The organism is Allobaculum sp. (assembly GCF_047010065.1).
GTDB lineage: Bacteria > Bacillota_I > Bacilli_A > Erysipelotrichales > Erysipelotrichaceae > Allobaculum > Allobaculum fili.
The window spans coordinates 1-1,893 of sequence record NZ_JBKXLD010000169.1; the positions used below are offsets into that span (position 1 = coordinate 1).

Below are 1,893 nucleotides of genomic sequence, written 5' to 3' on the forward strand. Positions count from 1 at the left end.
TCCGTAAACTGCCCGCGGCTGCGCAGGTAGTCGATTTCTTCCGGCGAGAAATGCAGATCCTGAATGTATTCGATGACCTGATTCAGTCCGGCGAAGATGGCAAAGCCGCCTTTTTCGGGATTGCGTCGATAAAACAGATCAAACACAACTTCTTCGTTTTTGTGCTGATTAAAGTAGACCTGGCTCATGGTGAGTTCGTAAAAATCCATGACCAGGGTCAGATTTCTTCCATCTTTCATTTTTCCTTATTCCTTTTCAACGGAACCTGCGATGAGAATTCCATTTGCGGCCATCATGGCCAGCGCGGTTTCGTTCCACTTGGCGGCATCGTGTACATCCGGGATGTGGTACGTTTCCACACAGTCTTCCGGCACGATCACGCGCATGTTTTTTCGATTGGTCTGATTGATCCAGCTCTGAAGCGGCAGGGCGAGCTGAAGTACGCAAAGATCGGTGCAGCATCCGGTCACAATCAGATCGGCGCCTTCTTCTGGAAGGCTTTCGAGCATGGAGGCAAACTGCGGGCTGGCCGCGGCGCTGATGCAGTTTTTATACAGGGTATGCGAAGCCGTTTCAAGATCCTTCAGTTCATCGATCACCATGGATTCTTCACTGCCTTCCAGACTGTGCACGGGAAACGACTGAAATTCCGCCGCATCGGGCGTATGCGAATCCCGGATGAACCAGACGGGCGCCTGAGATTCTTCAATGAGCTTTCGAATCGGTGCTGCAGCCTGCAGAATCGCCGGATCGGCCAGCGCGCCCTCACGGGCGAAGCCGTTAATCATATCGACCACAAACACAACGGGATGATGAAGCGATTCAAGCGATACAGACGATGATTTTGAACGCTGCAGACGAGCCATACTTCAGTTTCCTTTCTTTGGCGGCCTTCTGCGTCGGTTTGAGGCACAGAAAAAGGGGACACAAAGCGGGCCGCCTGAGTTTGTGCATTATTATACTCTAAATCGTGCCGGCCAATTTCTGAGGTTTCGATCTTTTCAATTCGTGCCGTTTTCGTTACGAAATGCCTCGAAACCGGAACGGTCCGCTTTCCTGCGGCACACTGCGGCCCAATAAGAAAGGCTCCCCGCCTGCACAGTACTGTGCAAATGGGGAGCCTTTTGTATGTCCTGAATTCGAAGAAATCTTTAAAACGCTCTGGATCTCTGGATATGCGTTTGGATCGACTACTTCAGGGCGTCCAGTGCGTCTTTGCCCGGCTGAAGACGTACAGAAAGCAGAGCGTGGTTGAGCGCGAGGGCCGCGTCGTTAACCGCCTTCTGGCTTTCCTTTTTGTCCAGAGCCGTTCTGGCTTCGGGCAGAGCTGCCGTTACCGGAGCAACGGTCTTATACGCCTGGGCGTTCTGGAGCAGATCATCGGCTTCGGCGATTGCCAGTTCGAGCTGGGTCGTATCGATGGCGATGATGGAAGCCACTTTATACGTTTTGGAAACCAAACCGGAATAGTAGCCGTTTCCTTTGAGGGTTACAGTCACTTCGTTTGTTTCCGGATTGGCTTCGTAATCGAAGTAGTAGTCGCTTCCGTAATGGAGCGTTTCATTGGCGCTCACGGTGATGTCCTTGTGCAGGTCGGTCTGACCAAGAACGAACGTATCGTCGATCGTTTCCGGCCAGGTTACGCTAAAGCCTTCAAGCGCTGTCAGATTCCGTTTCGGGAATTCTGTCGCCACGCGCACTTCGGCTGCCGACATGTCCGTATTGGCTTTGCCGCCGTTGGTCATGGTTTCGACACCGATGAAACGAACCGCTTTCGCGGTAACGGTATGGTCGAATTCCGCGACTTTCCAGCCGGTGGTATACGGCCATTCGCCTTCGGAAATGTCTTTCCATTCGCCGTCATCGCTTTCCTTGTACTGCACTTTGTAGGTA

The 1,893-nt window shown here is 52.5% G+C and carries 2 protein-coding genes and 1 pseudogene; all 3 read right to left on the bottom strand.

Features of this window, described 5'->3' with window-relative positions:
- Nucleotides 1–239 (bottom strand): annotated as a pseudogene (locus ACLUYS_RS09910) (nicotinate phosphoribosyltransferase); the annotation flags it as partial.
- Between the two features lie 6 nt (nt 240–245).
- Nucleotides 246–866: a cysteine hydrolase family protein gene (locus ACLUYS_RS09915; RefSeq protein ID WP_412659802.1), complete on the bottom strand. Its 621-nt coding sequence runs from the start codon at nt 864–866 to the stop codon at nt 246–248.
- A 324-nt stretch (nt 867–1,190) separates the two neighbouring features.
- Nucleotides 1,191–1,893: hypothetical protein (locus ACLUYS_RS09920; protein ID WP_412659803.1), on the bottom strand; the 703-nt coding region annotated here is incomplete at its 5' end.

Excerpts from the sequence above, each read along its gene's own strand:
- ACLUYS_RS09915 (WP_412659802.1), bottom strand. The coding sequence starts at position 866 with ATGGCTCGTCTGCAGCGTTCAAAATCATCGTCTGTATCGCTTGAATCG.